The 8,586-nt window shown below is 38.0% G+C and carries 6 protein-coding genes and 2 pseudogenes; all 8 read left to right on the forward strand.

Translation table 11 applies throughout. The features are described 5' to 3' along the window. The first annotated feature begins 14 nt into the window (after positions 1–14). The gene (locus GCA01S_RS18375) at positions 15–1,235 is read left to right on the forward strand and encodes an MFS transporter (protein ID WP_071997979.1); all 1,221 of its coding nucleotides are present in this window, start codon (positions 15–17) and stop codon (positions 1,233–1,235) included. A 23-nt stretch (positions 1,236–1,258) separates the two neighbouring features. Continuing rightward, positions 1,259–3,070 (forward strand): IucA/IucC family protein, encoded by a 1,812-nt coding sequence (locus GCA01S_RS18380; RefSeq protein ID WP_017437161.1) that lies wholly within the window; start codon positions 1,259–1,261, stop codon positions 3,068–3,070. Continuing rightward, entirely contained in the window at positions 3,057–4,895 is a 1,839-nt protein-coding gene (locus tag GCA01S_RS18385; RefSeq protein ID WP_042412281.1) for an IucA/IucC family protein, read from the forward strand. Before GCA01S_RS18380 ends, GCA01S_RS18385 begins: the two co-directional genes overlap by 14 nt. After that, positions 4,886–5,671, forward strand: a complete 786-nt coding sequence (locus GCA01S_RS18390) for an HpcH/HpaI aldolase family protein (RefSeq protein WP_042412283.1) — start codon at positions 4,886–4,888, stop codon at positions 5,669–5,671. Before GCA01S_RS18385 ends, GCA01S_RS18390 begins: the two co-directional genes overlap by 10 nt. Next, positions 5,664–6,854, forward strand: coding sequence for a type III PLP-dependent enzyme (locus GCA01S_RS18395; RefSeq protein ID WP_081804224.1), 1,191 nt, complete (start codon positions 5,664–5,666; stop codon positions 6,852–6,854). The genes GCA01S_RS18390 and GCA01S_RS18395 overlap by 8 nt, the downstream gene beginning before the upstream one ends. A 49-nt stretch (positions 6,855–6,903) precedes the next feature. Beyond that, positions 6,904–7,665 (forward strand): ParB N-terminal domain-containing protein, encoded by a 762-nt coding sequence (locus GCA01S_RS18400; protein ID WP_042412285.1) that lies wholly within the window; start codon positions 6,904–6,906, stop codon positions 7,663–7,665. Positions 7,666–7,906: 241 nt separating this feature from the next. Continuing rightward, positions 7,907–8,214, forward strand: a pseudogene (locus tag GCA01S_RS18405) (molybdenum ABC transporter ATP-binding protein); the annotation flags it as partial. A gap of 111 nt (positions 8,215–8,325) precedes the next feature. Then, positions 8,326–8,586 (forward strand): annotated as a pseudogene (locus tag GCA01S_RS19750) (hypothetical protein); the annotation flags it as partial.

The raw sequence follows: 8,586 nt of genomic DNA on the forward strand, positions 1-8,586 counted from the left end.
TATAGAGGGAGGAAATATGGAAAAAGAATTTTTATGTCTTATGGAGTGGACAGTTTATTTCCATAGCAGGTCTTACCGTTCTTGTTCCCTTGTTACCTTTCTATATGAAAGAACTGGGTGCGACTAGTATGCAATCCATTCAGTTTTGGAGCGGCTTAGCTCTTGCCGCTCCTGCTGTATCACTTGCTGTTATGTCTCCGATTTGGGGCAAATTAGGGGATCGCTTTAGGAGAAAATGGATGGTTGTGCGTGCGCTTGTCGGACTTTGTGTTTGTTTGCTGCTAATGGCGATTGCAACAAGTCCGCTTCAGTTTCTAGTTATTCGGGTGATGCAAGGTGCATTCGGCGGAATTGTTGATGCGTCCAGCGCTTTTGTAAGCATGGAGGCACCAAAAGATGAGCGCGGAAAAGCGTTAGGAAATTTACAGAGTGCTGAGGCAGCAGGAGCACTAGTCGGACCTTTACTAGGCGGAATATTGGTTGATTTATGGGGATTTCGGCCGCTGCTTTTGACCATGGGGATTCTTACGGGAATTAGTGCTCTTGTAGCTGCCTTTACCCTCACGGAACAATCAAAGAAAAACATCTTTAATGAAAAACTTAGAAAACAAACGCATTTTACGGTGTTGCAAACATTTCATATTCTTTTTAGCCATCAATGTACACGAGGATTTATTATGGCAGGATTTGCAGCAAAATTTGCTGTGTTTGGTCTTGTGACGGCATTTGCGCCGTATGTTGAAAATATTTCTCAGTCCCCTCACCTAGCAGCAACATGGATTGGATTCATACAAGCTGCCATGTGGGGAGCTACCTTTATAAGCTCGCCTTGGTGGGGAAAACAAAATGATAAACGATCTGTAGAAATCAATTATGTGATTGCAACGTTAGCATGTGGCGTAAGCATTATTTTGCAGGCATATACAGAAAGTATGATCAGTTTATTGTTGTTGAGAGTTTTCCAAGGACTTACTTTTAGTGCATTAATTCAATCGGTCGTATTTGTGGTTGTGCAATATTCTCACGGACAAAATCGAGGAGTTAGTATTGGGGCAACCAACAGCTTATTAGTGGGAGGACAAATTGCCGGTTCATTGAGCGGTTCTGCGATTGCCGGGATGTTTTCTCCAAGCATTGTATTTGTTGTTATGGGAGCGATATTGATTGTTAGTGCATTCTTTGTTCTTCCGCGGGTTGCTAATCAAATGAAACATCCATCTATAGGTAAAAGTTAGAAGAGAGGAAGGAATGAAACAACGTGTTTACAAGTTTACATACCAAATCCAGTATGTATTTAGCAAAAATGGCGGAAGTACAACGCTTATTAAATTCGTACCTAAGAGAAAAAGAGATTTTTGATCCAAGGATCATCAATGAGCGTAATGATTTATCATTGAAAAAAACAAAAGATGGTGCATTGTTTCACCTATTGTTAGAACAGACCGGGTATGAACTTTTAGGGTATTTTTCATTTTGGTCAGCAACTGGTCATCACGAATATGAAGATACATTTTATGTAAAACCTTTGGAAAATGAAACATGGATGCCGGCAAATGCCGATGAAGTAATGAATGTAATTGTAGAGGAATTGGCTTTTTTGGAGAAAGATGCAGCGGAACGTAATCGCAAAAAACTAGAATTACGATCTCACATGGAAAACAGCATCCATAAGACCGCTCTTTATCTTAAAAATTCTATACATCAGGAAGAGCGTAGTCAAAAGAAACCAGTATTTTTACAGTCTGAACAATCATTGTTGTTAGGACATCCGTTTCACCCTACGCCAAAAAGTTCAGAAGGTTTTTCAGAGTACGATTTACCGCTTTATGCTCCAGAATTAGGTGCTTCCTTTACGTTGCACTATTTCGCTGTAGCAAAAGATTTAATATTCGAGGAATTTATTGATGGACATGCATTAGATTTTGGGGACGAGTTTACGGAAGAAGAGAAGAGCCATATTCGCAGCCAGATTGGAGACGAAAATCATCAGTATCGATTATTACCTCTTCACCCGTGGCAGGCAAATTATATAAAAATGATTCCATTCATTAAAAAGTGGATAGAAACCAAGAAAATCATTGACTTGGGAAAGATGGGAAGAAAGGTGTATCCAACGGCTTCGGTACGCACGGTATGGGTGCCGACACATAATTTTTTCTATAAGCTGCCGCTGCATATTCGAATTACAAATTTTATTCGTACCAATACACTAGAACAAATCCGACGCACTATCGACGCAAGCAGAGTGATCAAGAAATTACTTCGACAAGATAACCATTCATCATTTGGTATTTTATTAGAACATGGTTTTCGGGCGATTTTTTCCCCGATGTTAACAGAGAAAGAAAATGAGATATTAATTCAAAATACAGCAGTTCTTTTACGGGAGGGGCCAGCGGAAATAAATATCAATGAACACGAATCATTATATGTTGCCGCTTCATTACTGGAAAACCTCCCAAATAGCGATTGCAGCATTTTGGCACAGCAAATCCGCCAGTACAATCATAATGAGGAAGAGTGGCTGCGTCAATATTTACATGTAACACTGAAACCTATTTTATGCTTATTTGCAGAAAAAGGAATTAGTATTGAAGCACATGCACAGAATTCATTAATCATACTTAAAAATGGCTGGCCGGAGAAATGTTACGTACGCGACCTTGAAGGAATTAGCATTTCACGAGAGCATGCTGACAAACTTGGTTATTTTTCGGGATTAATAGAAAAAGAGAGTCCTGTTATATATAGCGATCAAGAAGCATGGAAACGATTCATTTATTATTTCTTTGTCAATCACCTCAGTCATGTCGTATCCAGCTTAGCCAAAATAAATAAATTAGATGAGTATCAGTTATGGACTGTAGTTCGAAACTTTTTACTTGAACTGGAGACAGAAACTGCCAGTGATATGTTAAAGCGTGCCGTTGGCCGTTTATTAGATAGTCCTTCTTTGCCAGCCAAGGCGAATTTAATCAGTCGCTTTTTAGAGCGTGGCGAAACTCCTTTATATGTTCATATACCAAATCCAATTTATAGAAATAGAGGTGGAAGTCATGATTCTAGGTAAAGAAGAATGGTCTTATGAATTAGAACAGTTATTTCAATCTCAAGAATACCGTAATGTTCGGAGGAGAATCTTTCGTCAACTGGTAGAATCATTAATCTATGAAAATATAGTAAAAGCCCAAACATATCCTTTAAACAATGGAAGGGTGCAATTTGAAATAAAAGGAAAAGACAAAGATGGCAATCCGGTAACGTATATATGTGGCGGAGAACGGAAAATGAGTTTTCAACGCATTCGAATTTGCGGCTCCCTCATTCGAAAAAGTGGGCATGTGGAAGAGGAAGCGCGTTCGTTTTCATTGTTTCTAGAAGAAATTGCGCCTTACATACAGGCAGATGAAACAAAACTTAAAGCATTTGCTGAAGAGCTAAACCAAACATTAATAAAAGATGCGTTGGCACAATATCGGTGGAAAAGGGTTAATTACCGTCAACCTGCTACCTATGACAAAATCGAAAGTGCTGCAATGGAAGGACATCCGTATCATCCTTCCTATAAATCAAGAATCGGATTCAACCTAGAAGATAACGAGCAATTTGGACCAGATTTTCAGCCTTCCTTTTCTCTTATATGGCTAGGAGCACATCATAGTGTCATAGAATTATCCATGTCTCAAGCTATCAATTATAAAGAATTTATCCAATCTGAACTTGGAGAGGATTATGAACGATTTGTACAAAAAATAACAGCCTATCATCTAGATGCCAACGACTACTATTTTATCCCTGTGCATCCTTGGCAATGGAGAGAAATGATTCTTCCATTCTTCTTTAAAGAAATAGAAGAGAGACGTTTGATACTGCTGGGAGAAGGAACCGATCGATACGTTCCTCAACAGTCGATTCGGACATTAACCAATCAAACCAGCCCAGAAAAATGCTATGTAAAATTGGCATTAAGCATTACCAATACTTCAACAAGCAGAATTTTAGCTCCGCATACGGTGGAGAACGCGGCAAAAATTTCAGACTGGCTGCAGACAATAAAAGAAAAAGATGTGTATCTCAAAGATGAATGGAAGACGGTGTTTTTAAGAGAAGTGATGGGAATATCCTATCAATCACATGTATTTACGCAATTCGAAAAAGAAAAGACTTATGGTGCATTATCCACTATTTGGCGAGAAAGCATTCACTCTTATTTACAAGAGGATGAAGAAGCGTTTCCTTTTCAAGCAATGTGCAGTATGACCAATCAACAACGCCCGCTTATTGATGATTGGATAAAAACGTATGGACTGGAAACATGGGTCAAACAAATGTTGAATGTTTCCGTTACTCCGTTGATCCATTTACTGTATGCGCATGGTATCGCGATGGAATCGCATGCGCAAAATATGATACTGATCCATAAAAATGGAATGCCGACACGTTTAGCATTAAAAGATTTTCACGATGGTATTCGATTTTCAAAAGAGGGTTTGAATGATCCAACACTTTGCCCATTATTAAGACCAACACCGGACATTCATGCAAGAGTTAATCGTAATTCATTTATTGAAACGGATGATTTATTGTTAGTACGCGATTTTGTTCATGACGCTTTCTTTTTCATTAATTTGTCGGAAATTTGCTTGTTTTTAGAAGAGCATTACGATTTGCCGGAGGCGAGTTTTTGGAAAATGGTTGCTGAAGTAATTCTTCAGTATCAACAGCGCTTTTCACATCTTGCCGAACGTTTTCAGCTGTTTCCTCTTTTTGCTGAAACCATTCAGGTCGAACAGTTGACAAAACGAAGAATGTTCCCGGAAACAGAATTAAGAATACAGAAAGTCAAAAACCCATTGTATGTGGTTTATGAGGAGATGAAACAGCAATGTTCATAAATCATGTCAAACAACTGCTTAAAGATGGAAAGCAAGTCTTTGGCCTGTTTTGTTCCATTCCTAACCCGCTTATCGTGGAAATGATAGGGTATGCAGGATATGATTTCATCATCATTGACACAGAACATGCGTCTATTAACCCTGAGACAGTAGAAAATATGATTAGAGCTGCTGAAGCGGCTGGTTTAACTCCTTTTGTAAGAGTAAGTGAAAACAGTGAAGGGGCCATTTTAAGAGCGCTTGATGCAGGTGCAAAAGGAGTTGTTGTTCCTCATATTCGCACAAAAGAAGAAGCGGAAAGAGCGGTTCGTTCGAGCCGCTACTTTCCGCTCGGCATGAGAAGTCTCAACGGTGGAAGACCGGCTCGATTTGGCAAAGAATCGTTAACCTCATACATTCAACAAGCCAATAAAGAAGTGATGGTTATTTTCATGATTGAGGATGAAGAAGGAATAAAAAATTTACCAGATATTTTATCTGTTCCAGGTGTTGATATGGTTTTAGAGGGGGCGGCAGATTTATCCCAATCACTTGGAATGCCGTGGCAAACGCGCTCAAGTATTGTCAAGAAAGAAATCGAAAAAATTTTCCATATATCAATAGAGAAACAAATTCCTTTTTGTGCCATTCCTCGGGCACATGAAGATTTTGTCCAATGGTTGAATCTCGGAGTTCAAGCTTTTGTGGTCGGCGATGATCGTGGCATTTTTTTCCGAACACTTAGAGAGAATTTAGAATTCAAAAAGGAATATAGAAAGGGGAGTCAGAGTGAATAACGTCATCGAAACAATTAGGCATCTCAGTGTGAATAGTGATCAGCCAATTTGTGCTTATCTTTATGATCTACAAACCTTAAAGAATCATGTTTTGAAGGTAACAGAAGCTCTTCCAGCGAACTGTGAGATGTTTTATGCGATGAAAGCGAACTCAGAAACGAGTATATTGAAAGCTGTTTATCCATTGGTTTCAGGATTTGAAGTTGCGTCATTAGGAGAAATTAAAAAAGCAAGAGCGATTAGTCCTACCGTACCAATCATATTTGGAGGACCCGGAAAGACAGATGATGAAATAAAAGGAGCCATCACACATCAAGTGCAACTGATTCATGTTGAAAGCATTCAGGAATTACAAAGAATTGCATGGATGGCTGAGCAATTAAAAACTACTGTATCTATATTACTTCGCGTCAATTTAATCGGGCCATTTCCATCAGCAACGCTACATATGGCAGGAATACCTACACAATTTGGAATTGCTGAGGATCAAATGGATGATGCTATTCGTTTCGCACTATCACGCTCATCATTGAAATTAATGGGATTTCATTTTCATTCTGTTTCCAATCAATTAGATGCCAATAGTCATTTACAGTTAATTAGGCTATATATCCAAAAGGTGAAACAATGGAAAAAGAGATATAATTTGTCTATTTCATATGTAAATGCAGGAGGTGGAATAGGGGTAAATTATGAGAATTTGGCCCAACAATTTGATTGGAATACTTTTACTAACCGGTTGAAAGAATTACTAGAAAAAGAAAACTTTCAAGATACGAAGCTTATATTTGAATGTGGACGATTTTTGACAGCATCTTGTGGTTATTATGCTGTTGAAGTATTAGACATTAAGGAGAATCATGGAAAAACATTTGTAGTCGTACGCGGGGGGACTCAACACTTTCGTCTTCCTGTTTCTTGGCAGCATAACCATCCATTTGAAATTATTCCGATTGAAAAATGGACGTATCCGTTTCCAAGAAAAGGAGTACAGCAAACAAACATCACTATCGTAGGTCAACTTTGTACTCCAAAAGATGTATTTGCCAAAGATGTGTTCGTTCATCACCTTCGGATTGGCGATATTATCCTTTTCCGTTACACAGGAGCGTATGGTTGGGCAATTTCACACCATGATTTTTTGAGCCATCCTCATCCAAAGCATATTTACTTAGATACATAACGTGTAACATTTTCAACATAAACATATTTAATCAAAGGAGGAGTCATTCTTGAAAGAGGTTATCACTTCTTTAAAACTCGTTCCTATTAATCAGTTGCGTTTACACGAAGAATATGAGCCGTCTAGGCTTGAAAAAACCATTACACAGATTAGGAAAGATCAATTTCTTCGTCATCCAATACTAGTGACAAAGCTAAACGACGGAAGTTATTTAGTACTCGATGGAGTTCATCGCTTAAGCGCATTAAGGGCTATCGGATGTAGAAAAGTTCCTGTTCAGGAAGTGGAGAAAAAAGACTTTTCCAATACAGCGTGGAATCACCTCATCTCAACCGGGGAATGGTATGAAAAAATGTTGAATGATTCATCCTTGCCATGGGTTCGTGAAGAAAAAGAAGGAACTATATTTGTAGAAGGAGTATCTTCTGAAAATAAATCACATTTTCTCTATCTAGAGGATATTCAATCCGATCTTTTAGCCTATTGGCATACAGTTGTTTCCTATTATTCCAAACAGTATCCTGTCATTCGTATTCCTAAAGAGGATGAACATCTTCCTCCAAAAGGATATGTGCTAATCAAATATCAGCCTATAAGCTACGAAGCAATAGAAGCTTATGTTACAAACGGATGGATGTTTCCAGCTGGAGTGACTCGATTTATCATCAATGGCCGTTTGTTAAATTTAAAAGTGCCGCTCGCTTTACTAATGGACCAAAGCGAAAATATCCAAGAATGGATGAGGCTCATTGAAAAGTGGGAAAAATCGTTGCGTTTTTATAAAGAACAAGTTTATCTATGCGAAATATAAGTGTGCAGTTATGAACAACTTCACTCACTCCTAATTTGGCGGATGATTTTATATACCGATTATGCGGACGAGAGGAAATATGCTGGCAGCAGGGAGAAAACCCTCGATTGCTTTTTACCGTTAAACGTAAACCATCATCAACATCAGACACATCTAATAACTCAATTTTCTTAATTAATTAGGATATTTCATAATATTAATTTATTTGTTATAATATTCTAAACATAGAGGGGTAGTGTGAATAGGATTAGACATGTTAGCAAGGGAAGAGATTTTGTCATTAACGAAAGAAATTATGGCACATCAGCAATGCCATGTACTATATGTCATTCATTATATTGAAGAAATTGTAGAAGCGGTGACACACGTATTATTGTTAAAAGAGGGACAATTGTAGCTGCAGGACCAAAAGAGGAAGTATTAACAGATGAGTTTTTATCAGAGACATTTCAATTGGCGCTGAAAGTTCATTGGGAAAATAATAGACCATGGGCTTCCATACATCAAAATATTGGTTTGACAAAATTGGCAAAGGTAGAATCAAAATAAGTAAAGGAAACTTGGCTCTCCAAGTTTCCGTTATTTATTTTTATAGCTGCAGAACCACATAGAATGGCTCAAGAATAGTTAAAAGATGCGAAGGGAAAGAGTCATTTTAATTTGAAGAAGGGTGACAATTTATGCGTACTATTATTGATTATTACTCATCATTTGATCAATATAGAAGATATTAAGCCTTTTATGGAATCACATGGCTTTGAAACGTTAAATCTAATTGGCTCGACTAACATTGGTGCTGCTTTGTCACCAGAACAGTGGAAATATTGGAAAAACCGTGGAGAGCATGAGTTCACTCAACTTATTGATCTATTAAAAGAAACAGCGACAAATCCTTATGTTTTGGGATATCAACTCATTTGT

The sequence above is a fragment of the Parageobacillus caldoxylosilyticus NBRC 107762 genome, assembly GCF_000632715.1.
GTDB classification, from domain to species: domain Bacteria; phylum Bacillota; class Bacilli; order Bacillales; family Anoxybacillaceae; genus Saccharococcus; species Saccharococcus caldoxylosilyticus.

Bases quoted from the DNA above. Each gene is read 5' to 3' on its own strand.
- GCA01S_RS18385 (WP_042412281.1), top strand. From the start codon at position 3,057: ATGATTCTAGGTAAAGAAGAATGGTCTTATGAATTAGAACAGTTATTT.
- GCA01S_RS18390 (WP_042412283.1), top strand. From the start codon at position 4,886: ATGTTCATAAATCATGTCAAACAACTGCTTAAAGATGGAAAGCAAGTC.